This window comes from Hymenobacter amundsenii, assembly GCF_002204745.1.
Classification (GTDB): Bacteria; Bacteroidota; Bacteroidia; order Cytophagales; family Hymenobacteraceae; genus Hymenobacter; species Hymenobacter amundsenii.
Genome location: NZ_NIRR01000048.1, coordinates 1 through 23,299 on the forward strand (window position 1 = coordinate 1; position 23,299 = coordinate 23,299).

The 23,299-nt window shown below is 59.1% G+C and carries 19 protein-coding genes and 1 pseudogene; 10 read left to right on the forward strand and 10 right to left on the reverse strand.

Going from position 1 to position 23,299, the window contains the following annotated elements; all coding sequences use genetic code 11:
* The 5 genes and pseudogenes from CDA63_RS21665 to CDA63_RS18045 form a co-directional block, all read right to left on the reverse strand.
* Nucleotides 1-95 (reverse strand): annotated as a pseudogene (locus CDA63_RS21665) (Glu/Leu/Phe/Val dehydrogenase dimerization domain-containing protein); the annotation flags it as partial.
* A gap of 57 nt (nucleotides 96-152) precedes the next feature.
* Nucleotides 153-1,385 (reverse strand): pyridoxal phosphate-dependent aminotransferase, encoded by a 1,233-nt coding sequence (locus CDA63_RS18030; protein WP_088465857.1) that lies wholly within the window; start codon nucleotides 1,383-1,385, stop codon nucleotides 153-155.
* Nucleotides 1,386-1,705: 320 nt separating this feature from the next.
* A complete protein-coding gene (locus CDA63_RS18035) occupies nucleotides 1,706-3,712 on the reverse strand; it encodes a glycosyltransferase (protein ID WP_088465858.1) in 2,007 nt (668 codons plus the stop codon).
* Nucleotides 3,713-3,782: 70 nt separating this feature from the next.
* The gene (recR, locus tag CDA63_RS18040) at nucleotides 3,783-4,397 is read right to left on the reverse strand and encodes a recombination mediator RecR (protein WP_088465859.1); all 615 of its coding nucleotides are present in this window, start codon (nucleotides 4,395-4,397) and stop codon (nucleotides 3,783-3,785) included.
* Between the two features lie 92 nt (nucleotides 4,398-4,489).
* A complete protein-coding gene (locus tag CDA63_RS18045; RefSeq protein ID WP_088465874.1) occupies nucleotides 4,490-4,771 on the reverse strand; it encodes an ATP-dependent Clp protease adaptor ClpS in 282 nt (93 codons plus the stop codon).
* A 204-nt stretch (nucleotides 4,772-4,975) separates the two neighbouring features.
* Here CDA63_RS18045 and CDA63_RS18050 point away from each other — a divergent pair, with 204 nt between their 5' ends.
* Together CDA63_RS18050 and CDA63_RS18055 are read left to right on the forward strand one after the other, a co-directional pair.
* Nucleotides 4,976-5,533 carry a hypothetical protein gene (locus tag CDA63_RS18050; RefSeq protein ID WP_088465860.1) on the forward strand — a complete coding sequence of 186 codons (558 nt, stop codon included), beginning with the start codon at nucleotides 4,976-4,978 and terminating at the stop codon, nucleotides 5,531-5,533.
* Nucleotides 5,534-5,707: 174 nt separating this feature from the next.
* Complete coding sequence (locus CDA63_RS18055) at nucleotides 5,708-6,406, forward strand: hypothetical protein (protein WP_088465861.1); 699 nt, start codon at nucleotides 5,708-5,710, stop codon at nucleotides 6,404-6,406.
* Between the two features lie 99 nt (nucleotides 6,407-6,505).
* On the opposite strand, the gene CDA63_RS18060 is transcribed toward CDA63_RS18055, so the two are convergent.
* Entirely contained in the window at nucleotides 6,506-7,144 is a 639-nt protein-coding gene (locus tag CDA63_RS18060) for a YceI family protein (protein WP_088465862.1), read from the reverse strand.
* A 48-nt stretch (nucleotides 7,145-7,192) separates the two neighbouring features.
* Nucleotides 7,193-7,642: a MarR family winged helix-turn-helix transcriptional regulator gene (locus CDA63_RS18065; RefSeq protein ID WP_088465863.1), complete on the reverse strand. Its 450-nt coding sequence runs from the start codon at nucleotides 7,640-7,642 to the stop codon at nucleotides 7,193-7,195.
* 198 nt (nucleotides 7,643-7,840) lie between these two features.
* Between CDA63_RS18065 and CDA63_RS18070 the strand changes: the two genes are divergently transcribed.
* On the forward strand, nucleotides 7,841-8,404 hold the full coding sequence (locus tag CDA63_RS18070; protein WP_088465864.1) for a DUF6799 domain-containing protein: 564 nt from the start codon (nucleotides 7,841-7,843) through the stop codon (nucleotides 8,402-8,404).
* A gap of 95 nt (nucleotides 8,405-8,499) precedes the next feature.
* On the opposite strand, the gene CDA63_RS18075 is transcribed toward CDA63_RS18070, so the two are convergent.
* The gene (locus CDA63_RS18075; RefSeq protein WP_088465865.1) at nucleotides 8,500-9,507 is read right to left on the reverse strand and encodes a dipeptide epimerase; all 1,008 of its coding nucleotides are present in this window, start codon (nucleotides 9,505-9,507) and stop codon (nucleotides 8,500-8,502) included.
* Between the two features lie 244 nt (nucleotides 9,508-9,751).
* On the opposite strand from CDA63_RS18075, the gene CDA63_RS18080 reads away from it, so the two are divergent.
* The 5 genes from CDA63_RS18080 to CDA63_RS21465 all read left to right on the forward strand — a co-directional run bounded on the left by CDA63_RS18080 (nucleotide 9,752) and on the right by CDA63_RS21465 (nucleotide 17,297).
* Nucleotides 9,752-11,173 carry a dicarboxylate/amino acid:cation symporter gene (locus tag CDA63_RS18080; protein WP_088465866.1) on the forward strand — a complete coding sequence of 474 codons (1,422 nt, stop codon included), beginning with the start codon at nucleotides 9,752-9,754 and terminating at the stop codon, nucleotides 11,171-11,173.
* A gap of 224 nt (nucleotides 11,174-11,397) precedes the next feature.
* On the forward strand, nucleotides 11,398-12,078 hold the full coding sequence (locus CDA63_RS18085) for a hypothetical protein (protein ID WP_126546931.1): 681 nt from the start codon (nucleotides 11,398-11,400) through the stop codon (nucleotides 12,076-12,078).
* A 166-nt stretch (nucleotides 12,079-12,244) separates the two neighbouring features.
* Entirely contained in the window at nucleotides 12,245-13,888 is a 1,644-nt protein-coding gene (locus CDA63_RS18090) for a CTP synthase (protein ID WP_088465868.1), read from the forward strand.
* Nucleotides 13,889-14,198: 310 nt separating this feature from the next.
* Entirely contained in the window at nucleotides 14,199-16,097 is a 1,899-nt protein-coding gene (gene yidC, locus CDA63_RS18095; protein ID WP_088465869.1) for a membrane protein insertase YidC, read from the forward strand.
* 612 nt (nucleotides 16,098-16,709) lie between these two features.
* Nucleotides 16,710-17,297, forward strand: coding sequence for a DUF6438 domain-containing protein (locus CDA63_RS21465; RefSeq protein ID WP_242434739.1), 588 nt, complete (start codon nucleotides 16,710-16,712; stop codon nucleotides 17,295-17,297).
* 166 nt (nucleotides 17,298-17,463) lie between these two features.
* Here CDA63_RS21465 and CDA63_RS18105 read toward each other — a convergent pair whose 3' ends face one another.
* Nucleotides 17,464-18,093, reverse strand: a complete 630-nt coding sequence (locus CDA63_RS18105; RefSeq protein ID WP_165768379.1) for a superoxide dismutase — start codon at nucleotides 18,091-18,093, stop codon at nucleotides 17,464-17,466.
* A gap of 395 nt (nucleotides 18,094-18,488) precedes the next feature.
* Here CDA63_RS18105 and CDA63_RS18110 point away from each other — a divergent pair, with 395 nt between their 5' ends.
* A complete protein-coding gene (locus tag CDA63_RS18110; protein ID WP_088465872.1) occupies nucleotides 18,489-19,727 on the forward strand; it encodes a carboxypeptidase-like regulatory domain-containing protein in 1,239 nt (412 codons plus the stop codon).
* Nucleotides 19,728-19,870: 143 nt separating this feature from the next.
* Here the strand turns inward: CDA63_RS18110 and CDA63_RS20970 are convergent, their stop codons facing one another.
* On the reverse strand, nucleotides 19,871-20,008 hold the full coding sequence (locus tag CDA63_RS20970; RefSeq protein ID WP_165768378.1) for a hypothetical protein: 138 nt from the start codon (nucleotides 20,006-20,008) through the stop codon (nucleotides 19,871-19,873).
* A 114-nt stretch (nucleotides 20,009-20,122) separates the two neighbouring features.
* On the opposite strand from CDA63_RS20970, the gene CDA63_RS18115 reads away from it, so the two are divergent.
* A complete protein-coding gene (locus CDA63_RS18115; protein WP_088465873.1) occupies nucleotides 20,123-23,203 on the forward strand; it encodes a glycoside hydrolase family 3 N-terminal domain-containing protein in 3,081 nt (1,026 codons plus the stop codon).
* Nucleotides 23,204-23,299 lie beyond the last annotated feature (96 nt).

Genomic DNA, 23,299 nt, shown 5'->3' on the forward strand with positions numbered 1-23,299 from the left:
ACGCCACCCTTAGCGCCGCCAAACGGCACATCGACGAGGGCACATTTGAAAGTCATGAGGGTGGCCAGCGCCATTACCTCGTCCTCATCCACATGAATGTCGTCTGGCCGTGTAGCAAAAAAGTCTCGCCTCTCACTTCTCTGTACTCATATCTATTTAAGCTTTGCCAGCGCGTCCTTAATCCGTACGAACGCCTCGCGCAGCTTGTCGTCGGCGGCGGCAGTGCTGAAGCGGATGCAGTCGGGCGCCCCGAAAGCGGCCCCATCTACGGCTGCTACGTGGGCTTCGTTGAGCAGGTACATGGCTAGGTCAGCAGCGCTACTGATGGTTTCGCCGGCAGGCGTGCTACGGCCGAAGTAGCCGCTCACGTCAGGAAACAGGTAGAAAGCGCCGCTGGGCACGTTGGTGCGGAAACCGGGAATATCGGCCGCCAGTTCCAGCACCATATCGCGGCGGCGGCGGTAAGCGGCCACCATCTCGTCGGCCGACGCGCGGCCGCCTTCCAGCGCCGCAATGCTGGCCCGCTGGGCAATCGAGCAGGTGCCGGAGGTAATCTGGCTCTGGATTTTCTCGCAGGCGGCGGCAATTTCGCGCTGGGCGGCCAGGTAGCCCACCCGCCAGCCGGTCATGGCGTAGCCCTTCGAGAAGCCATTGACGGTAATCACGCGGTCCTTGATGGCGTCGAACTGGGCCAGGCTCACATGCTCACCCACGAAGTTGATGTACTCGTAAATCTCGTCAGCCAGCACATATACGTGAGGGTGGCGCAGCAGCACCTCGGCAATGGCGGCTAGTTCGTCGCGGTTGAAGACAGCCCCGGTGGGGTTACAGGGCGAGGAGTACATGAGCAGCTTGGTACGGGGCGTGATGGCGGCTTCCAACTGCGCGGCCGTCACTTTGAAGTTGTTCTCCATCGCGCCCAGCAGCGGCACCGATATGCCCTCGGCCAGCCGTACCATCTCCTCGTAGCTCACCCAGTAAGGCGCGAATACCACCACCTCGTCGCCGGGGTTCACCAGGCTCAGCACAGCGTTGGCCAACGCCTGTTTGGCCCCGGTGCTCACCACGATATTCTCGGGCTTGTAGCTCAGCTGATTGTCGCGCTCGAATTTGTCGCAGATAGCCTGGCGCAACTCTAGGTAGCCGGGCACCGGCGTGTAGAAGGTGTAGCCGTCGTCCAGGGCTTGCTTGGCAGCATCCTTGATGTACTGGGGCGTTTGGAAATCGGGCTCGCCGAAGCTCAGGCTAATCACATCGACGCCCTCGGCGGCCAACGCCCGCGCCTTTTTAGCCATGGCAATCGTCTGCGACTCCTGCATGGCATTGATGCGGTCGGACAGGATAAGGGGCGCGGTGGTTGTAGTGTCGGGGGCGGCAGCGGACATAAGCGGGGTGGGTTGGTGGGGAAGGGTAAATGTAGGGCAGAATGTACGAATGCCGCTGGAAAAAGGCTTTTAGCAAAAGTAGTTATGCATGAAAACGGTCATTCTTTACTGCGCGCTGAATGACAAGCTGCTCTAACTTATAGCGAAGCTGTTTAGAAAGTCTATAGAACGTCATGCTGAGCGCAGCCGAAGCATCTCTACCGCTTCGTAGCAGTCGTTCTACGAAGCGGTAGAGATGCTTCGGCTGCGCTCAGCATGACAATTGCTTTGCTTCTAGCAACTTTTTAACCAGCTTCAGCTCCTCGTTGCTGGCTTCCCTCTTACTCCTGCTCCCGTCCCAACTGCCGGAAACACTGGCCGAGCACCCGCAAATCGGTGGTGGGCTCATAGTCTTTGGCATAGAGCAGTTCCAGGCGGCGGCGGGTGGTATCGGGGAGCGGGGCGGCTGAGTGCACGGCATCGGTGGGCGAGAGGATGGGGCGGATAGCGTGCTGGGGGGCCGCGGCGTGGCGTAGGCCAACCCAGGTACGCGAACCGCCCAACACCCGCAGGCAGTTGCGCAGAAAGCCGCCTTTGCTAGCCTGTCCCCAAACCAATACCGGACTCAGGACCAGCAGCAGCAAACTCACCAGCAGATCGAGCAGCCGCTTGTTGCGCACCTGCGCGGGCCGGAACAGATTTAGTGTGATGTCGAGGGCGTAGTAGTCGCCGGGCGAATCCTTGCCCGAGCTGCCGATGATGTACTCGCTGTCCTGGGGCAGAATTTTGAAGGCTACCGGGGGCTGTTGGGGCAGGCTTACCATGAGGCCGATAATCTGACTGGCCGGCAGGTCGCGGCCGCAAAAAACCAGCTCATTCAGCCCGTAGATGCGGATAATATCAGCGAGCTGGCGCACCTCGCCCAGCAAATCGTCGGGCAGCGGCAGCGCACCGCTGGCTGGGCGCGGACCGGCCGCGTTAGGCTCCACGTAGCCAATCACGCGGGCCGGCACGGCGGCCTGCTCCAGCAACTGGCGCACCCGGTGGCTTTCCTCGCCCGAACCCACGATGCCCACGTTTTTCTGGTAATGATCGGTGAGGCTGAAGCGGCGGTAGCGCAGAAAGTTGCCCGCCAGCCGGCGCAGCAGCAGCGCCGTTACGGCCCAAGCACCGCCCAACACAATCAGGGCCTTCGAGAAGCGCCAGGCATCCAGGAAGTTGCTGAAGGCCGAAATCAGCAGCGTGCCCACGGCAATGCCGCGCACCAGCCGCCCGGCCCGGAACGGCCGGTCGTAGGCCCCGCTGAAAAACGCCGCCAGCAGCCACACGGCAATGTACACGGGCACGGCCACCAGCATGTACTGGGCGGGATAGGGCTCGCGCACGTATTTGTGGTTGAGCTCCCAGTAGTTTTTCAGCAGGTACATGCCCGCGTACACTAGTCCGGCATCGAGCAGCACCGGGGCCGCCCTCACCAGCAGCCGCTGAACTACGGCCGCGCCCGCCCGCAGCCAAATGGCCATATTAATCAGCAGCGAAAACGTGCCCGCGCGCTGGGGCGCAAAGTGCTTGCGGGCGAAAATCACCATCGCCCGGTAGAACACGAACACGTAGTTCACGCTCGTGCGCTTGGTGCTCTCGCCCTTGTAATGAATGATGCGGGTGCCGGGGTAGTAGTAGTTCTGCCAGCCGCCCTGCATCAGCCGGTACGAAAGGTCGATGTCCTCACCGTACATGAAGTAGTCCTCATCGAGCAGCCCTACCTCGTCGAGCGCGGCTTGGCGCATCAGCATAAAAGCCCCGCTAAGCACTTCAATTTCGTGGGTTTCGTCGGGGCTGAGGAAGCCGAGGTGGTAGCGCCCGAAGCGCCGCGACTTCGGAAACAGCTGCGCCAGCCCAAATATCTTGTAGAACGCCACCGCCGGCGTGGGCAGCCCGCGCTTGCTTTCGGGCAGAAACCGGCCTTGCCCATCGAGCATTTTCACACCCAACCCGCCGCAGCGCGGGTGCTCGTCCATGAACTCGCAGCAGAGCCGGAAGGTATCTTCCTCCACCACCGTATCGGGGTTGAGCAGCAGCACGTAGCGGCCCCGCGCCACCCGCAGCGCTTGGTTGTTTGCCTTCGAGAAGCCTGGGTTATCGTGATTGGCAATGAGGATAACCTCTGGAAAGCGGGCCCGCACCATCGACACCGAACCATCGACCGAGTTGTTATCGACCACGAACACCTCCAGCGGCCGGCCCAGCTTCTCGCCCGCCCGGCGCACCGACAGCAGCGCCTGCTCCAGAAAGTAGCAGACGTTGTAGTTGACAATAACAACGGAGAGGGCAACTTCTTCAGTCGGCACAGGGCAGAGCGTCGGCGGTGGTAAAGGCCGCGAAAGTTACGCAGAAGGGCTGTAGCGCGAAGCTCCTCCCCTACTGCATCTGGCGCTGCCTGTCGACAATGCTGCGGCCCAGGGTGATTTCGTCGGCATACTCCAACTCGCCGCCCATCGGGATGCCGCGGGCGATGGTGCTCACGTGCAGGTTGGGAAGGTCGCGGAGTTTGCGCGAGAGGTAAAAGGCGGTGGTGTCGCCCTCCATCGTGGGGCTGATGGCCAAGATAACCTCGCGGATTTCGGAGCCATCGCGGGTTACGCGATCCAGCAACGAATCGATGGTAAGGTCGGAGGGCCCGATGCCTTCGATGGGTGAAATAACGCCGCCCAGCACGTGGTACATACCCTGGTACTGGGCCGTATTCTCAATGGCAATCACGTCGCGGATATCCGATACCACGCAGACCGTGCTCTGGTCGCGCAGGTGGTTGGCGCAGATGGCACACTCTGCCGTATCGGAAATATTGTGGCAGGTATCGCAGTAGCGGATTTCGAAACGCATCTTAGCCAGCGCCTCCGCCAGCGAGGCAGTGGTATCGGTTTCGGCTTTCAGCAGGTGCAACGCCAGCCGTAGCGCCGTTTTCTTGCCCACCCCCGGCAGCTTCGAGAGCTCGCCCACGGCGTTTTCAATCAATTTGGAAGGAAACTCCATTTGGTTAGCTATTAGCTGAAAGCTGTTAGCTGTTAGCATTTTCCGCCCTCCACGCCCGCGGAAAGCTATTAGCTGTCAGCTAACAGCTCAAATTAAAGGACGTCGGCCGAGATGCCGCGGTCATGGATAGCGGTGCACATGCCAGCCAGCTCGTCGTAGCTGCCGTGCTTGACGGTGCACTGGCCTTTGTAATGGATAAGCAACGTGCACTGCTCGGCCTGCTCGGGCTGGTGGCCACACACGTCTATCAGGGTTTTGATCACGTGGTCGAACGTATTGTGGTCATCATTGTACACGATCAGGTCGCGCACGTCAATCGTTTCTTCCAGGAGCAGAACGTCCTCGTCGTACTCGATTTGCGGGTTGCTGTTCATGGCACAAAAATACGAAAAAACGGGCAAAAAGCCGGCTACCAGAGCCTTGGCGGCCGGGTATAACAGGCTCAAGGCGCGAATCGTTTCCGGGCTTTAAAAAGAGTCTGGCAGCCTGCGGCCACCGCGTTATGAACCCGTTGAAACAGCTCGCCAGACTGGCCCGTTAACTTTTAATTCTTCATTTTTAGTTTTTAGTCTCCCTCCATGCCCGTTCCGTCCGCCGAGTTTAAGCGCGCCCTCAAACAGCTTTCCGACAAGGAGAAGGAAGCCTTGCTGCTGCGAGCAGCCCGCCGCGACGCCGAGCTTTACGATACACTCTGCTACGAACTGTTGCCCGACGTCGACTCCGAAACGGTGTTCGAGCAGGCCTCCGACCAGATTCACGAGCTATTTGCCGTGGGCGCAACGGGCCGGCTGCTCAACCGCAGCCTTACCAAAGCGCTGAGCAAAACCGTGAAGGAGGTGGCCCGCGCCCGGCGCATCAGCAAGGACAAGCGCCTGGAAATCGATTTGAATCTGTACGCGCTACGCCACATTTTCGAGAACTACACCGGGCAGTTCGAGAGCCCCTACGCCGGGTTTTTCACGGCTACGGCTCGCCTTGCGGCCCGCACCGTGCAGTTGGTGCAGAAAAACCTGCACGAGGATTTATGGCTGGAGTACAAAACCGATTTGGATGATTTCCTGACTCAGCTTCATGGCCGCAGTAAAAGCCGGAGCCTCAAGTTCGAGCTACCCCGCGAACTAACGATGGCCGAATAAAAAATACATTATTTAACATACTTTCAATCAGACGGTTATAAATAGCTGTGGATTGCGGCAAGAAAATTCATAAACTTTTCATTCTCCCAATAAAGCCTATCAAACCCGCAATTATATTTGCTCGGAGTATCAACGCCCGATATTCGTATCCTATTCCTCCTTTCGTATTACTATATGCGGAACACGTTTACCCGATTAACCGCCATTGCTTCGGCGGCCACATTACTTTCTGGCTGCGCCGGTAGCTACCACGCCATCCAGCCCGAGCGCCTCACGTCGTATCAATCTGCTAGTGCGAGTGGCGCGCCGCTCGATTTCAGCTACCGCTACAATGCGCTGATAATGAATGGGGCCAACAAGAAGTACGTAAAGAAGGAGCGTAAGCGGGGCTACCAGATCGTGGCCGTGCAGCTCCGCAATAACACGGTGGCCGACCTCAATTTTTCCCGCGATTTAGAGCTGACTTTCGCTGACCGACCGATACAGCCCGTTTCGTCGCTGCAGGCTTCCGAAGACCTGAAACAAGGCGTAGCGATTTACTTGCTATATGTGCTCGGCATTGGCCAAGTAGGTGGCACCTACGACCCGTACACCGGCCAGACGACGGGCGGCACTATTTTGCCTTGGGGACCGGTGGTGGCCGGCGGTAACATGCTGGGAGCTAGTGCCGCCAACAAGAACATGCGCAACGAATTTGCCCGCTACGACCTCACCAATAAGGTGTTGCATCCCGGCGAAACCGTGTATGGCATCGTGGCTCTGCGCGAGACGGGCATAGCTCCCCTGAAAATCAACTTTCGCAATAGCGCGGCCGTTGTTCCGGTAACCGTTCCCGCTCCCATTAACACTGTACCCAGCAACGGCGGGCAATAAATTAAACGGCTCATAGAAAATCAAAAAGCCTCCGCAACAGCTGTTGCGGAGGCTTTTTGGCTAGTCAGGCTATTAGCGCAGGCGCTTATGCCTCAGCTACTAGTTCTTGGCAATTACGTTGAAATTGAGCGTGAAGTCGTCCATGATGGCTTTGTCGCCGATACTTTCGAAGAACGACTTCGAGCCGTACTTGATGTCGAACTTGGTGCGGTCGATGGTGGCCACGCCGGTAGCCGAAGCCACGCCGTTCTTTACGCCGGTTTTGGCCGGGAAGCTGATGGGCTGGGTAATGCCCTTGATCGTAAGGTCGCCCTTCACGGTGGCGTTGTTGCCCTTAGCATCGCCTTTAAGCGGCGTTACGCTCGTGATTTTGAACGTAGAGGTGGCATTTTTGTCGATGCTGAAGAAATCCTCCGAGCGCAGGTGGCCCACCAGTTTGGCGTTGTACTCCTGCTCCTTGAGGTCATCTACTTTCAGCGAGGTCATGTCGACCACGAAAGTGCCGCCTACTACCTGGCTGCCGCGCACCAGAATAGCACCGTCCTTGAACTGCATGGTGCCATTATGCTCGCCGGTTACTTTTTTACCTATCCAGCCCAGCGTGCTCAGTTGCGGCTGCAGCTGGTAGCTCGTGGAAGAGGCTTTCGACGAGCCGGGAGTCATTTTTTTCTGAGCCGAAGCTGGGGCAGCGGCTAGTAGCGAGGCTGCTAGCAGGGCAGGCAGAAGAATCTTTTTCATGAGAAGGAAAAAAGGAAGTGAAAAGCGTAGAAAAGTTGGATTCAACCGTCAATCGCGAATTTTATCGAGTAGGTCGCTGAGTTGGGCAGCTTCGGCCAACGTCAGATTCTGGGTGCCCAAGCGTTGGGTTTGCATGGTTTCATCGAGGCGGCTGAGTAACGCCAGCCCGGCCTCCGTAATGCGGATGTCTACGGCCCGGCGGTTGCTGGGGCACACGCAACGGGTTACGAGCGCCTTGCTTTCGAGCTTATCAACGATGCGCGAGGCATTGCTGGTCTTATCAAGCATCCGCTCGATGAGCAGGTTGACCGTGGCCGGCTTGGGGTGCTGGCCGCGCAGAATGCGCAGAATGTTAAATTGAGGCAGCGTAAGACCGTATTCCTTAAAAAAGGCGCTCTGTTGCTGCTGAAGCCAGCCAGCCGTGAATATTAGGTTGATATGAGCCTTGTGATAGTCGCTGTGGAAAGCGGGCTGCTTGATTTCGTCTTCAATTTTCATAGGCGGTAGAAAGAACCAGAACGCGATACAAATATATGTACATACATTTTATGTCGCAACATTGTTCCTAGATATTTACTTAAAACTACTACAATAAAGCCTTTAATGGCCCATTGATGCTCCTTTGCTTCTGGCGCTAAACGTCGCCGGCCACTTTGCGTAAAGCGGCTGAGTTTTGCTCCCTTAACCCCGTGCCCCATGAAAAAAGTCCTGTTTGTTTTGCTATTCGGCCTGAGCGCCGCGCCCGTCCTGCGGGCCCAGACTACCACCAACGTAGCCGGTCCGGTTGAAACGAACCCCTCCGACCGCTTTATGCTGCAAAATGGCGAAGTAGTGCTCGTGCAGGGCAAGCGGCCCACCGCACTTACCAAGAACGTGCTGCTCAGCAATGGCACTAAAATCAACTACAAAAATGGCATGGTGGAATTGCCCGGTGGCAAAATCACTACCCTTAAAGAAGGCGACTACGTGCGCCCCGATGGCAGCATCGTGTTCGGCTCGCCCGCCAGCGCGGCCCAGGCCCGCGGCGACAGCTCGGTACCGGCCGATACCCAGTTCAGCACCTACATCGACCCCCGCCCGGCCCCGGCCAACGCTGGTGCCTTGGAGGCCCGCCTTACTGAGATGAACTCGAAAATCGGTCTGATGGCCGAAAAAATCGGTTTATTAAATCAGAAAATCAGCCTGCTCAGCACCCAGCGCAAAGCCGATACCTCGGCCCTAGACCAGCAGATTCAGGCGCTGGATGCGAAGTTGAAGTAAGCGGGAGGTAGTGATGAGGTAGTGAATAAATAGCCCGTCATGCTTCGGCTTCGCTCAGCATGACGGGCTATTCTATGTTTTCGCTTACTACCCTCTCACCTCACTCCCGTCAGCAGCCCGTCGGCTTCTTGCACCAGCCCAAAAGGTTCGTCGCGGACGATGAGGAAACCGTCGAGGTCGCAGACGTCGGCCAGGGCGCTGATTTGCAGGGCCGACCAGATGCCGAGCGACGTTTCGACCATGCAACCAAGCATTGTTTGCAGGCCGTGGGCCCGGGTTTCGCGCAGAATGTGCAGGCCGTTGAGGTAGCCGCCGGCCTTCATAAGCTTCATGTTGACACCGTCGAACTGCCGGGCTATTTCAGCAAAATCGGCGTGGCCGGTCACCGATTCGTCGGCGAAAACGGGGCAGTTGAGTTGGCCTTTAAGGGCGCGGTAGTCGGCGGCGCGGGCGGCGGGTAGCGGTTGTTCGAGCAGACGCACGCGCAGGCCGGGCAGGCGCTGAATCTGCTCCCAACTCCGGCGCAGGCTGTCGGCGTCGGGCCAGGCCTCGTTGCCGTCGATGATGAGCGGGTGGCCGGGCAGCAGGCGCGTGACTTCCGTTAGCAAATCCAGCGCGCCGTCGCGGTCCACTTTTATTTTAAGCATCGGAAACCGCGTCAGCCCCTGCTCATGCACGAACCCGGCCACCTGCTGCGGCTCCATAATGGGCAGCGAAACGGCGGTGGGTACCGGCCCATTCGGCGCGGGCACCCCCAAATAAGTCGGCACAGATTGCCCCAACCGGCTGGCCTCGCGGTGTACCAAAGCCGATTCGAGCGCGAACCGCAACGCCGCCGCGGGCGGATGCTGGGCCAAAAAGGCGGTTAGATCGGTTAGCGTTTCGCAGCGGCTTAAGCCATTGGCCACCAGTTGGGCAAACTCGGCTTGCAACCCTTCGGGCGTTTCGTGGTAGCGGATGTTGGGGGCTGCCTCGCCCCGGCCCACGTGACCGCCACCAGCTACTTGCACCAACAAGTTGGTTTTGGTGGCGGTGGCGTTGCGGGCAATCTTCCAGGTAAAGCGCAACGGCAACGACAGCGGCGTCAGAGTCCAAGTCAGCATAGGCAGTAGGGGCGCGTAGCACGCGGCCGCCGGTTTTTAGAGAGTTAGAGAAGCAAACCAAACGCGTCTGCCACTTTTGCGGCATAACGGAAGGCGCAATGGTCGAAGCTAACGGTTTGGGCGCGCTTCTCCGGCGCGGAAAGCTATATTTGTCCAAACCCGCTTTTTTTTCTCAGGCGGCGACTGCTCCGAATCCTTATCTCCCACCAAACTGGCGGGCGCGTGCCACGCGCCCCTACCCCGCATGAAAATATCGCGACTCACGCTTCTTACGCTCCTCTTATTCGCGCTGGCAGCCGGGCTCACGGTGCTCGCCAGCCAGGCCCAACCCCTACTCGACCCCACCGTGGCCTTGGCCGCCCGCTGGCTGTTTCTGGCCGCTTTGGCCTGGGTGGGCTGGCAACGCCGCTCGCTCACGTTCTGGATTGTGGTGAGCATGTTTGTGGGCGCTGAGATTGGCAATGACTTCCCGGTTTTTGCCGTGAATATGAAGGTATTGAGTGACGTGTTCCTGCGCCTCGTCAAAACCATTATCGCGCCGCTGGTTTTTGCCACGCTGGTTGTGGGCATTGCCGGCCACGCCGACCTTAAGCAGGTGGGCCGCATGGGTATTAAGGCCCTGGTGTACTTCGAAGTCGTGACCACGTTCGCCCTCTTCATCGGGCTGGCGGCCATCAACCTGACCAAGGCCGGGGCGGGCATCAACCGTAGCGGTATTGCCGCCGACACCGAGCAGCTCCAGACGGTGGAGCAGAGTACCAGCGACATTATCCTGCATATTTTCCCCGAAAACATTGCCAAATCGGTGGCCAACGGTGAGGTGCTGCAGGTGGTGGTGTTCGCCATCATTTTCGCCATCGGCTTGGCCATGGTGCACCAGAAACACCGCCAGCCCCTGCTCCAGGTAACCGAGAGTTTGTCGGAGGTGATGTTCAAATTCACCAACGTAGTAATGTACTTCGCCCCTATTGGTGTGGGTGGCGCTATTGCTTACACGGTGGGTAAAATGGGCTTCGCGCCGCTACTGAATGCCTTCCAGCTGCTTCTGACCCTTTACGCGGCGCTTATTGTGTTTGTGTTGGTGGTGCTGCTGCCGGTAGCCCTTATCGCGCGCCTGCCCGTAATGCGCATCGTGAAAGCCATTGCCGAGCCCGTGAGCATTGCCTTCGCCACGACCTCCTCGGAAGCGGCGCTGCCGCGGGCCATGGAAGCCATGGAAAGCGTGGGCGTGCCGCGCCGCATTGTGGCTTTCGTGATGCCGACGGGTTACTCGTTCAACCTCGATGGTACCACGCTCTATCTCTCGCTGGCGGCCGTGTTCGTGGCCCAGGCAGCGGGCGTCGACCTGACGTTTGGCCAGCAGCTCGTGATGGTATTCACGCTCATGCTCACCAGCAAGGGTGTGGCGGGCGTGCCCCGCGCCTCGCTCGTAATTCTGCTGGCTACGGTAGCTTCGTTCAATCTGCCCGCTTGGCCCGTGTTTATTATCCTGGGTATCGATGCGCTCATGGATATGGCCCGTACGGCCGTGAACGTGGCCGGCAACTGCCTGGCCTCGGCTGTAGTGGCCCGTTGGGAAGGCGAATTCATTGATAATTACGTGGCTCCCGATCCTGTACTCGATTTGGTTGAAGCCGATGGTGCCTTGGCTCAGCCCGTTCATTAGCCGCTTGGCCTTCAACTGATTTAAGCCCTCATTGCCCCCGCGGCAGTGGGGCTTTTTTTTAATTTGTTGAAGATGATGCACATATTTTGATCTAGTAATTACATTTTTTAATATATAAATACTATTTTAATCAAATATTTCCTCGTTTAAGAGGCTGAAACTCCTTGTGAAGCGCCGTATTTTTGCCTTCCTACCTGACTGCTAGTCTGCTAAATCCCCAGCGTATGCCTACTCTTCACCGTGGTGCCATTCTGTTTCTGTTGGCTGGCTTAAGCCTAACCGGTTGCAAATCGACGGAGAAGGCTGTTTTCAGCACCATTCGCGCCAATAGCTCGGTAGCAGTGGGGACGCTGCCCAGGTTGGAAGCCGTTATAGAAGCCGGCCCACTCACGACCACCTCGGAAGATGGCTACCCCGACGACCCGGCCAAAGTATTCCGCCAGGAACTGTCCTATCATCTGGCCGAATCGACTACCACTGCCCTCGATGTGGGCACCGACAGCCTCACGTACGGCTACGCCAAGCTGCAGGTAGTGCAGGCAGACCAGCAGCGCACGGGTCGTTTTCTGCAGTTTTTTCAGATGCTGACACTGATGACGCCCAGCCTGTTGGGCATTCCGCTGGAGTGGTACCGCACCGATGTAAAAGCCGAAGTGCAGATCATTGATTCGCGGGGCGAGGTAATCGGTACCTACGCTGGCCGGGGCCGCAGCAAAGTGCGCGTGGCCATGTACCACGGCTACGGCCAAAGCAAAGCCGCCCGCCTCGCCGACGTGCAAGGACTACGGCTCGCCCTCGACCAGATTCGCCCCCAACTCGATGAGGCCGCCGACACGCTGCGCCAGCAACTGGTAGGCACTGGCCCGATCCAGGAAGTTATCGGGGGCACAGTTGGGCTGAAGTAAAACGCACCATCGATTCGGGAAAGACGGGCATCCTTTACCACTCGCCGAACGACCATCTTTCTGCATTCATTGTAGTTCCTGCATTTATTTCAGCTCCTCCATAACCCGAAATAGATAGTCCGCAACGGCCGCGGCCCGGAGATAACGCCTAACTTTGTTTCCCGTTATGCCAGACCGAAATTCCACTTCCGCGGCTGCAACGGCCAAGTACATTTTTGTAACGGGCGGCGTTACTTCTTCCCTGGGTAAGGGCATCATTTCGGCCTCGCTGGCCAAATTGCTGCAAGCCCGCGGCTTCCGGGTCACCATCCAGAAGTTCGACCCCTATATCAACATCGACCCCGGCACGCTCAACCCCTACGAGCACGGCGAATGTTACGTAACCGACGACGGGGCCGAAACCGACCTAGACCTAGGCCACTACGAGCGGTTCCTGAACGTGCCTACCTCCCAGGCAAACAACGTCACCACCGGCCGTATCTACGACCACGTGATTACCAAGGAGCGCGAGGGCGCCTACCTGGGTAAAACCGTGCAGGTGGTGCCCCATATTACCGACGAGATTAAGCGGCGCATGCTGCTACTGGGCCAAACGGGCCAGTTCGATGTAGTGATTACCGAAATTGGGGGCTCCATTGGCGACATTGAGAGCCTGCCCTTCGTGGAATCGGTGCGGCAGTTGCGCTGGGAACTGCCCGAGAGCAGCTCCCTCGTGATTCACCTCACGCTGCTGCCCTATCTGAAAGCGGCCGGGGAGCTCAAAACCAAGCCCACCCAGCACTCTGTGCGTGACCTGCGTAGCGCCGGCCTCCAGCCCGACATCCTGGTCTGCCGCTCCGAGTACCCGATTCCGGCCGAGATGCGCCGGAAAATCGCGCTCTTCTGCAACGTCAACATTAACTCCGTTATCGAGAGCCTCGACGCCGACAGTATTTACTCGGTGCCGCTGCTCATGCTGAAAGAGCACCTCGATGAGCGGGTTATCAAAAAGCTCAACCTGAAAGGCGGCGCGGCCCAGCCCGATCTGGAAGCCTGGAAGGACTTTCTGGGTCGCCTGAAAAACCCGACCGAGGAGGTGACCATTGCCTTGGTGGGTAAATATGTGGAGCTGCCCGACGCTTATAAGTCTATCATCGAGTCGTTCATCCATGCCGGGGCCCAGAACGAGTGCAAAGTCACGGTGCGCAGCATCCAGAGCGATAATTTGACGGCCGAAAACGTGGCCCAGCAGCTGCACGGCGTGCACGGCGTGCTGGTGGCGCCGGGTTTCGGCGAACGGGGCTTCGAAGGCAAGATTGCCGCCGTGCAGTACGTGCGCGAAAACAAGATTCCCTTCTTCGGTATCTGCCTCGGCATGCAGGTAGCGGTGGTCGAATTCGGTCGCAACGTGTTGGGCCTGGCGCAGGCTTCTTCTACCGAAATGGACCCAAACACGAGTGAGCCCGTTATTGCCATGATGGAAGACCAGAAGGACATCACCCAGAAAGGCGGCACCATGCGCCTGGGGGCCTACGACTGTGAGCTACGCCGGGGCTCGAAGGCGGCCAAAGCCTACGGCCGCAACCACATCAGCGAGCGTCACCGCCACCGCTACGAGTTCAACAACGATTATTTGGAACGCTACGAGGCGGCTGGCATGATGGCCTCGGGCCGCAACCCCGAAACCGGCCTCGTGGAAGTGATAGAGCTACCCAACCACCCTTGGTTTGTGGCCGGCCAATTCCACCCCGAGCTGAAAAGTACCGTCCAGAATCCCCATCCGCTGTTCGTGCGCTTCGTGAAAGCCGCTATTCAGTATAGGAAAGGATAATTAGGCATTAAAAGGAACGTCATTCCGAGCGAAGCGAGGAAGCTCGCGTGCTGGCATTGTGAAAGTAATCCTGTAATCGGGTTGCCGTCTCAGCGTCAGCACGCGAGATTCCTCGCTTCGCTCGGAATGACGTGCTTTTATCAGCCTGTAATCGGCCTCTTAGCACCCTCCTTTCCTAAAAAACCGGCCACCGAAAAATATTCGGCTTACAAATCCGACCTTTGCGGTTGGGTAGCCGGGTTTCGGCCCGCGGCCCTTTTTGTATTTCCCGTCCGGGCCAGTGCGGCTGCGGGCACACACTACTTCCTAAATGGACAGAAATTCAGCAATTGGCCTGTTTTTGATGGCAGCCTTGCTTCTGATTTACCTTCAGTTCGCGCCCAAACCCGAGCCTGCCGCCGTAGAGCTGGCCAAAACCACCAAGTCGGCCACCGCGGGTACAGATTCGGCCCGCGCCATTGCTGCGCGCGTTGCACCCGATTCGGCGCAACTGACAAAGCAGCTTGGTTCGTTTGCCACCGCCGCCCAGGGCACGGCCCAGACCACCGAGCTCAGCAACAAGCTGCTTACCGTCACCTTCTCCTCGAAGGGTGGCCAGCCCCAGGCCGCACGCCTGCACAAGTACAAAACCTTCGGCGGCCAGCCGCTCGATATTTTTGATGCTCAGAGCGCCAAAATGGACCTGCGCTTCCGCACCACCGATGGCCGGCAGATAAAGCTTTCCGACCTCTACTTCCGGTCCGAGCCCCAGGGCAGCACCGGCCTGCGCTTCGTTGCCGATGTGGCCGGCGGGCAGATTGAGCAGACCTACACGCTGGCGCCCGAGTCGTATGAGGTGGGCTACCAACTGCGCTTCAATGGCCTGACTCAGACGCTGGCCCAGGAGCCGCTCACGTTCACATTCGTCGACAACGTGCGCCAGACCGAGCAGGACCGCAAGCAAAACCGCAACCACACCGCCATTAACCGTTACCTCGTATCGGGCGACCACACGGTCCTATTTGAGGCCAGCGAGACCCCAGAGGAAATTAAGGTGGAAGAGCCGCTGCTGTGGGCCGCTCACAAGCACAACTTCTTCATCGCGGGCATCGTGGCCGACCACGAGTTTACCTCGGGTCAGCTCAACTCAACGGTGGATCTGGAGGATACAACCTACATCAAAACCCTGAGCAGCACGCTAAAAATCCCGGTGGCCGATGTGCAGCAGGGCAAGGCGAACTTCCGGTTTTTCTTCGGGCCGAACTCGTTGGATTTGCTCAAAACAGTGGCGCCCGAATTCGACCGCAATGTGTCCTTGGGTTGGGGCCTGTTCCGGTGGGTAAACCGGTTCGTGGTCCTGCCGGTGTTCCACTTTTTGCAGCAGTTCATCAGTTCCTACGGTCTGATTATCGTACTGCTGGTGGTGCTCATCAAGCTCGTAACCTGGCCCCTGACCTACAAAACCTACGAAAGCCAGGCCAAGATGAAGGTGCTCAAGCCCGAAATCGACGCCATTAAGGAGAAGTACCCCGACGACCAAGTAAAGCAGCAGCAGGAGACCATGAAGCTCAACCAGAGCATGGGCGTGAACCCGCTGAGCGGATGCGTGCCGACGCTCCTGACACTGCCGATTCTGTTCGCTATGTTCCAGTTCTTCCCCAATGCCATTGAGTTGCGACAGGAAGCGTTTTTGTGGGCCAAGGACCTGAGCACCTACGACAACCCGATTATCCTGCCCTTCGCCCTGCCGTTTATGGGCAACCACATCAGCCTGTTCACGGTCCTGATGACGCTTTCGACGCTGGCCATGACCTACCAGACGAACCAGAACAACCCCTCGGCCATGCAGGGCCCGATGAAGTTCTACAGCTACCTGATGCCGCTGATTTTCTTCTTCGTGCTCAATAGCTTCGCCGCCGGCCTGACTTGGTATTACCTGGTTTCCAATTTGGTAACTATGGGCCAGCAGGCCATTACCCGCCGCTTTGTGGATGACGACAAGGTACGGGCCAAGCTCGAAGCCAACAAGGTGAAGAACAAGGACAAGAAGCCCAGCGGCTTCTCGGCCCGCCTCGCCGACGCCATGAAGGCCGCCCAGGAGCGCGACGCCCAAACCAAGCAAACCGGCAAAGGCGGCAAGAACCTGGCGGTCAACGATGCCACTGAACCCGGCACCGGCGCCGACGACGTAACGGACCCTAAAAAGCCGCGCAAAACGCGCCGCTCGTAACTTTTCCGGCTTCCTCGGGAACTTTTAGCCCCGCAGCCTTCCGGCTGCGGGGCTTTTTGCTGGTTCTGGCACCAAGTTTGGCTATTACAGATTCACTATATAACCTACTTCTTTACACCCCAACTTATGCGCCCTTCCTTACTCTCGCCGCTTCTCCTGCTGTTGGGGTTGAGCACGTTGCCCGCCTGCACAGTTAATTATTACGTGCCAGCCACTACCCATGCGGGCGTGGCTACCAACAGTCCGCGCCGCCAGCAGCAACGGCCTAGTCGTTGGCAGCAGGCCCCCGGGCCGAGTTACCCCGGTGACTACTATCCGGCGCCTTCCTATCCGGCTCCACACTACCCTGCTCCACACTACCCCGAGCCCCAGCCGGGGCCCACGCCTCCTGGCCCCAGACGTGGGCCGGTGCGAGAAGGACCAATGCCGCAGCCAGCGCCGCAACCGGCTCCTATGCCCCAGCAACCAGTGCCACAACCCGCACCTTCTCCTGGGCCGGTGCTAGTACCTGCACCGATGCCCACTCCCGAGACACCTCCCATTTTTGTTCCGGCACCCGAAAACGAGCCTGCTCCCGGGCCAACCAAGCAACCGCCCGTCGACCCTGAGCCGATGCCAGTTCCCACGCCTGAGCCAACCAGGCAGCCCCCTGTCGAACCCGAGCCCGCCCCACCGACCCAAGAGCCGGAGCAAGGTCCTGCGCCTACCAGGCAAATACCGGTCAACCATGAAACGCCGCCCATTTTTATTCCGGCCCCGGAAATAACCAGAACGGATGGTGGGCCCAATGCTCCGGGTACGCTGAACGAGGCACCCCAGCAAATAGCGCCAGTTCTGGCATTCAGCCGGACTTCCTGCTTCGGTACCTGCCCCGACTTCACGGCCCGTTTCTTTGCTGATGGCCGGGTGGAATACGAAGGCCGCCAGTTCGCACCTGTTCAGGGCCAGCGGCAGGTAAAAATCGATCCGGCCATTGTACGGCAGTTACTGCACGAGGCGGAGCAACTGGGTTTCTTCCAACTGCGCGACACTTACACCACCGGGGCCGTTGATATGCCCTCCACCATCCTCACCATTACCACTGCACAGGGCCAGACCAAGCGCGTGCAGGTTGAGGAAAACGCTCCGGCAGCCCTCCTGCAATTCTTCACCCACCTCGACCAAGCGGTACTGAATGCCGTGAGTTCAACCGCTGATTAGGGATTAGGGATTAGGGATTGGGGATTAGAAAAAACGTCATTCAGAGCGCAGCGAAGAATCTCGCGTGCTACTCGTTGAGGCTTATTCCAACGAGTAGCACGCGAGATTCTTCGCTGCGCTCTGAATGACGTTCTTACTAACAGCTAGCAGCTAGCAGCTAACAAAATCACCCTTTGCGGGCGGCGTCGTAGCGGCTGCCGACTTCGCTCCAGTTTACCACGTTCCAGAACTCCTTGATGTACTCGGGACGCTTGTTCTGGTGCTTGAGGTAGTAGGCGTGCTCCCAAACGTCGAGGCCCAGAATGGGAGTACCGCGCTGCATACCGGGCAGGTCCATAAGGGGATTATCCTGGTTGGGGGTTGAGGTGACGACCAGCTTATTGGTCTTTTTATCTACCATCAGCCAGGCCCAACCCGAGCCGAAGCGGCTGCCGGCGGCTTTGGTGAACTCCTCGCTGAACTTGTCGAAGGAGCCGAAATCTTTGGTGATGGCCGTGGCGAGGTTACCGGTGGGCTGGCCGCCGCCTTTGGGCGCCATAATCTGCCAAAAGAAGGAGTGATTCCAGTGGCCACCGGCATTGTTGCGGATGGCCTCGGGCTGCTTGTTCATGGAGGCCAGCAAGTCGGCCAGGCTCATTTTCTCGGCGGGCGTGCCCATGACGGCCGCGTTGAGCTTCGACACGTAGCCCTTGTGGTGGGCGTCGTGGTGAATTTCCATCGTGCGGGCATCGATGTGGGGCTCCAGGGCACTGAAGGAATAAGGCAGGTCGGGGAGGGTGAAGGGGCCGTCGGCCATGGGCGTAGCGCGGGCTTCGCGGAGCAGCTTTTCGTCGTGGGCGGCGGCCAGTACGGCGGGGCTCACCAGGGCGCCTACTACCGTGAGCAGGCTATTTTTAAGGAAATCTCGCTTTAGCATGGGAAAGGGGTTTCGAGGTTCATGTATAATTCTCTGCTATCTGTTGTTCGGGGCTAGCCAACCTGTTTACAGCATCGGCCTTTGCCTGAAAGGTCGGTCAATCCGTTGGTCTAAGAGCAAAAAGCGCGCAACAAATAGTAAATCAAGCTACCCTCTTAACTACAACGGCCGGGTACGGTTGCGTTTCAGACGTACTTTTACGGCGGCGGGCACGGTTTTGGGTAAGGCCCGCGTTGTATTTTTTTGGTTCTTTTTGCTTTTCTCTCGCTGTGCTTATGCCCGCTGCCCGTTTCTCTGGCTCCTCGTTATTTATTGCTCGTTTTTTGGTCTGGCTGCTTCCGCTGCTGGCCCTTGCCCAGCTTGGCCAGGCCCAGGTACAGGTGCGGGGCGTGGTGCGCGACCGGGAAACCCAGGAAGTACTGCCCTTCGCCAGCATTGCTGTTATCGGTACCACTAATGGCACCACCTCTAACTTGGAAGGTGAGTTTACGCTCGTAGTCAAAGAGCTGCCGGCCATGCTGCTGGTATCGGAGCTGGGCCACGTGCGCGACACAGTGCGGGTAACTTCGGCAGCGGTGCCGCTCAACATCGGGCTGGCTTCGGCGGCCGTAGCCTTGCCCGAGGTAAAAGTGGCCAGCTTCCCGTTCCAGCTCGTCGACCGGGCCTTCCGCAACCTGCAACGCAACTACCGCCGCACGTACTACGGCCGCGCCTTCTACCGCCAGATCACGCGCATCGACAACGAGCCCATTGAACTGCAGGAAGTGGTCTGGAACGTGAAATCGAACCCGGCCCGGATTGAGGGCACTACGCTGGCCCAGGGACGCTACGCTGCCGTACCGGCCGCTATCAGCCTGAGCAACTTCTCGGTGTACTCGCGCCGCTATGGCCTTTTCGATGCCAACCAGGACAGCGCCACCTCACTGGCCCTAATGAGCCCCAACGTGGAGAAAAACTACCTGCTGGAGCTGAAAGGCATCCTGGGAGAAGACTCGACGGGTGGGGTGGCCGAAATTTCGTTCGAGACCCGGCCCGAAGTGGCCTATCGGGCTCAGGGTACGGTCTGGATTGATATTGAAACCAACCAGATAGTACGCTACCGCGTGGTGCAGCCCAGCTTCACGGGCAGCACCAACAACCCGCGTCAGGAGTTCACCAATGCCAAGCTCACCATTGAAATGGCCTTCAAAGAAGGCGGTGCGGCCGGCGTGGGTCCGCTGGAGCTGATAAAGATGGATTTGAGCACCGACCTGACCGAGCCCGGTAAAGACCCGCTGGCCATCAAGGTGTCGTCGTTCACCTACTTCTACGACCAGAGCACCAAGGTTCAGCGCCTGCCCTACGCCCGCGCCAGCCTCACCGACCGCGACCTGGCCGCCATCAAGGCCAAGCCCTACGACCCCGAGTTCTGGGCCAACAACCCGGTAGTAAAGCGGACCCCCGCCGAGGATGAAGTGGTGACGGCCTTCGAGAAAAAAGGCGCCTTTGGCTCGATGGTTAAGAAGAAAAAGTAAGTAAAGACAAGAGTGCCTAACGAGCACGTCATTCCGACGCCCGGGAAACTCCGCATGCTGCTGCCAGATAAATCAACGACAACACGCGAAGTTTCTCCGCAGTCGGGACTGACGAGCGTCCTTATCTGTCGCGCATCAGGGTGCTAACTCAGAAACAGCACCAGCCCTAGCAAAACCAAGCCGGACAGAAAGGCACAGCCTAGTCCGATACCGATGAATTTGAACAGGCGGGCGTCGCCATTGGTAAAGAAAGGCGGGCGGGAATTGGGGGGAGTGGGCATAGCGGTCAACCGCAAAGCGAGTGAAAAGTGAGGAATAGAAAAAGAATAGTTTCGGGCGGCAGTGGGCAGCCTTATGGGCGCATCCTCTAAATTAGGGGTCTAAACCCTCCCGCCGTGCTCCGCTCCTTTTTCTATTGCCTGCTGCTAACCGCGCTATTTTTATCCGCTTCGCTCCCTGGTTGGGCCCAAAAGCGTTCCGTTCCGGCGCCGGCCGCCACTGCCCCGCGCAACCAGCCAGTGCCATTTGCCGGACAGCTAGCGCAGTCGAAGTGGGTGGATTCGGTGATGGCCACGCTCACGCCCGACCAGCGGGTGGCCCAGCTGTTTATGGTGGCCGCCTACTCCAACCGCACCCGGACCGACGAGGATTCGGTGTCGGCGCTGATTCAGCAATATGGCATTGGGGGGCTGATTTTTTTCCAGGGCGGGCCGGTACGCCAGAGCAAGCTGCTGAACCGGTACCAGGGCCAGAGCAAAGTGCCGCTGCTGGTGGCCATGGACGCCGAGTGGGGTGTGGGCATGCGCCTGGATAGCGTGGTGCGCTTCCCGTTCCAGATGAGCTTGGGCGGCCTGCGCGACAACGCCCTCATTTACCAGATGGGCCAGGAAGTAGCCGCCCAGTTCAAGCGCTTGGGCATGCACGTCAACTTTGCCCCGGTGGCCGACGTGAACAACAACGCCCAGAACCCGGTCATCGGCTTCCGCAGCTGGGGCGAGAACCGGGAGAACGTGACCGAAAAGAGTTACCAGTACATGAAGGGCATGCAGGACGCGGGCGTGCTGGCCGTGGCTAAGCACTTCCCCGGCCACGGCGACACCGACGTGGACTCCCACCTGGCCCTGCCCCTGTTACGTATTGATCGGCAGCGGCTCGATACGCTGGAGCTGTTCCCGTTTAAGAGCTTGATCCGGCGCGGACTGGGCGGCATGATGGTGGCCCACCTCAACATTCCGGCCCTCGACACCACCGGCGTGCCCTCCACGCTTTCCAAACCTATTATTGAAGGGCTGCTGCGCCAGAAGCTAGGCTTCGAGGGCGTCATCTTCACTGACGCCATGAACATGAAGGGCGTCATCACGAAGTACCCGCCCGGCGAGGCCGATTTGCGGGCCGTGCTGGCCGGCAACGACATCTTGGAGTTCAGCAAGAACATTCCGCTGGCCCTGCGCATGATTCGGGAGGCCATCGACCAGGGCCGCATTTCGCAGGCTGAAATAGACCGCCGCTGCCGCAAGGTGTTGGCCCTGAAACAGTGGTCGGGCCTGAACAACTATCGGCCCATTGCGCTGAAAAACCTGGTAGCCGACCTCAACACGCCCCACGCCCAGTACTTGAGTCGCCAGCTGACGGAGCAGAGTATGACGGTGCTGCGCAACCAGCAGAATTTGCTACCCCTCCAGCGCCTTGACACGCTGCGGCTTGCCACGCTCACGCTAGGCACCACCGATACCACCGCGTTTCAGCGCATGGTGGCCGACTATGCGCCCGCCCGCCACTTCTGGCTGCCCGCCACGCCCTCGCTGGATGAGCTGACGCGGATGCGTGAATTGTTGAAACCCTATAACCTGGTGCTGGTGGGCGTGAACAACCTGGGCCGCCAGCCCGCCACCAGCTTCGGCGTAACGCCCGAAATGAACGTGCTGCTGCGCGAGTTGGGCGGCCCAGGCCAGAAGCTGGTCGTGACGGTGTTCGGGACGGCCTACGCCGTGGACCGCCTGCGCGACCTGAGCCGGGCCGAGGCCGTTGTGCTGGCTTACCAGGAAAGCCAGAACGCCCAGGAAGTGGCCGCCGAGGTAATTTTCGGGGGCGTTTCGGCCAGCGGACACCTGCCGGTAGCGGCTTCGGGACGCTTTGGCTACGGGCTGGGGCTGCCCACCAAGGGCGGCATTCGGCTGCGCTACAGCTTCCCGGAGGCCGTGGGTATGAACAACAACCTCGAAAGCCGCGTCGATTCGGTGATGAACGCGGCGCTTGCGGCCGGGGCCTTCCCGGGCGGCGAGGTGCTGATTGCGCGCAAGGGCACGGTGGTGCTGCGCAAGAGCTACGGCACCCAGACCTACGGCGCGGCAGCCCGTCCGGTCCAGAATGATGACCTCTACGACTTGGCCTCCCTCACCAAAGTAAGCGCCGCCCTACCGGCCCTGATGAAGCTGCAAGACCAGGGCAAGTTTTCGCCCGACATGACGATGGGACAGCTTTTCCCGGAGCTGCGCGGCACCAACAAACAGGATCTGAAGCTGCGCGACGTGCTTACCCACCAGGCCCGCCTCAAGGCCTGGATTCCGTTCTGGAAGGATTATACCAAGCCCCAGGGGTTCTTCAACTCGATTTTTGGCAAGATCCCAGCCGCCCGCGAGGTTTCGCTCACCAAGCCCTCAGAGCTGAGCCGCCGCTACTTCCGGCCCGATTCATCGGCCCGGTTCCCGTTGCGGACGGCCAATGGCCTATGGTCCCGCCAGGATTTCCCCGACCTCATTTTCAAGGCCATTGCTGAGTCGCCCCTCAACGAGAAGCCCGGCTACGTGTACTCCGATCTGTCATTTATTCTCTATCCGCGCTTCGTGCAGGCGGCCAGCGGACAGCCGCTCGATGGGTACGTGACCCGGGAGCTTTACCGGCCGCTGGGCGCTACCACCCTTGGCTACAACCCCACCCGCCGCTTCCCGCTCAGCCGTATTGCGCCCACCGAGTACGACTCGCTGTTCCGCCACCAACTGCTTTATGGCACCGTTGACGATGAGGGCGCGGCCCTGCTCGGGGGCGTGTCGGGCCACGCGGGTCTGTTTGGCTCGGCCAACGATTTAGCCAAGCTCGTGCAGCTTTATGCCTGGAACGGGCAGTATGGTGGGCAGCAGCTCCTCAAGCCCGAAACCCTGGCCGAGTACACCCGCTGCCAGTTCTGCCCCGATAACCGCCGCGCTCTGGGCTTCGACCGGCCCGCCGCCAACCCGGCCCTGAACTCGGCCAAAAGCGCTTCCCCGCTGAGTTATGGCCACACCGGCTTTACCGGCACCATGTTCTGGGTCGAGCCCAAGGAAGACCTCATCTGTATCGTGCTCACCAACCGCGTGAACCCAACCCGCCGTAACAATAAGATTTCGAGCATGAATGTGCGCACCGACGTGTTGCAGGTGGCCCTGGAAAGCATCCGGCCACGGCAGCGGCTGAAGGTGGAAACATCGGTGGAGCAGTAGAGCCTGTTATGCACTGGTAGCGTAATTTGGGGTATGGCACAGCAAAGAGCATACCCCAGCGACGTAACGGATGGCGAATGGATGTTTGTAGCGCCC

Excerpts from the sequence above, each read along its gene's own strand:
- CDA63_RS18110 (WP_088465872.1), top strand. The coding sequence starts at position 18,489 with ATGCCCGCTGCCCGTTTCTCTGGCTCCTCGTTATTTATTGCTCGTTTT.
- CDA63_RS18050 (WP_088465860.1), top strand. The coding sequence starts at position 4,976 with ATGCCCGTTCCGTCCGCCGAGTTTAAGCGCGCCCTCAAACAGCTTTCC.
- CDA63_RS18080 (WP_088465866.1), top strand. The coding sequence starts at position 9,752 with ATGAAAATATCGCGACTCACGCTTCTTACGCTCCTCTTATTCGCGCTG.
- yidC (WP_088465869.1), top strand. The coding sequence starts at position 14,199 with ATGGACAGAAATTCAGCAATTGGCCTGTTTTTGATGGCAGCCTTGCTT.
- CDA63_RS18090 (WP_088465868.1), top strand. The coding sequence starts at position 12,245 with ATGCCAGACCGAAATTCCACTTCCGCGGCTGCAACGGCCAAGTACATT.
- CDA63_RS18060 (WP_088465862.1), bottom strand. The coding sequence starts at position 7,144 with ATGAAAAAGATTCTTCTGCCTGCCCTGCTAGCAGCCTCGCTACTAGCC.
- CDA63_RS18075 (WP_088465865.1), bottom strand. The coding sequence starts at position 9,507 with ATGCTGACTTGGACTCTGACGCCGCTGTCGTTGCCGTTGCGCTTTACC.
- recR (WP_088465859.1), bottom strand. The coding sequence starts at position 4,397 with ATGGAGTTTCCTTCCAAATTGATTGAAAACGCCGTGGGCGAGCTCTCG.
- CDA63_RS18065 (WP_088465863.1), bottom strand. The coding sequence starts at position 7,642 with ATGAAAATTGAAGACGAAATCAAGCAGCCCGCTTTCCACAGCGACTAT.
- CDA63_RS18045 (WP_088465874.1), bottom strand. The coding sequence starts at position 4,771 with ATGAACAGCAACCCGCAAATCGAGTACGACGAGGACGTTCTGCTCCTG.
- CDA63_RS18085 (WP_126546931.1), top strand. The coding sequence starts at position 11,398 with ATGCCTACTCTTCACCGTGGTGCCATTCTGTTTCTGTTGGCTGGCTTA.
- CDA63_RS18030 (WP_088465857.1), bottom strand. The coding sequence starts at position 1,385 with ATGTCCGCTGCCGCCCCCGACACTACAACCACCGCGCCCCTTATCCTG.
- CDA63_RS18105 (WP_165768379.1), bottom strand. The coding sequence starts at position 18,093 with ATGGCCGACGGCCCCTTCACCCTCCCCGACCTGCCTTATTCCTTCAGT.
- CDA63_RS18070 (WP_088465864.1), top strand. The coding sequence starts at position 7,841 with ATGAAAAAAGTCCTGTTTGTTTTGCTATTCGGCCTGAGCGCCGCGCCC.
- CDA63_RS20970 (WP_165768378.1), bottom strand. The coding sequence starts at position 20,008 with ATGCCCACTCCCCCCAATTCCCGCCCGCCTTTCTTTACCAATGGCGAC.
- CDA63_RS18055 (WP_088465861.1), top strand. The coding sequence starts at position 5,708 with ATGCGGAACACGTTTACCCGATTAACCGCCATTGCTTCGGCGGCCACA.
- CDA63_RS21465 (WP_242434739.1), top strand. The coding sequence starts at position 16,710 with ATGCCAGTTCCCACGCCTGAGCCAACCAGGCAGCCCCCTGTCGAACCC.